The following is a 258-nucleotide window of genomic DNA, read 5'->3' as shown; positions in this document are numbered from 1 at the left end:
CGGCAGTGTGGTGCGGTTGTGGAGTTGCACCGGTGGTGGTGGGCAGAACTGGGCCGTGGGCGGGAACGGGTCGTTGGTCAACGGGCAGTCGGGCAAGTGCCTGGACGCCGATGGCGGCGGTTCGGCAGACGGCACGCGGTTGATCGTCTGGACCTGCCACGGCGGCGCCAACCAACGCTGGACCCCGCCCTGAACCGAAGGAACGTTCGACGAGAACCAGCGGTGGGGTTCCCGCGTTCGCGGGTCGTCAGCGGGTGC

The 258-nt window shown here is 69.4% G+C and carries 1 protein-coding gene; it reads left to right on the top strand.

Annotated features, from left to right (window positions below; genetic code table 11):
• Positions 1-193, top strand: a 193-nt coding sequence (locus IEZ00_RS15310) for a ricin-type beta-trefoil lectin domain protein (protein WP_189223869.1), incomplete at its 5' end; no start/stop codon positions are given.
• Between the last annotated feature and the right edge of the window lie 65 nt (positions 194-258).

This window comes from Saccharothrix coeruleofusca, assembly GCF_014648515.1.
Lineage (GTDB): Bacteria > Actinomycetota > Actinomycetes > Mycobacteriales > Pseudonocardiaceae > Actinosynnema > Actinosynnema coeruleofuscum.
The sequence above is the reverse complement of the archived record's forward strand: the minus strand, read 5'-3'. Positions and strand labels throughout refer to the sequence as shown.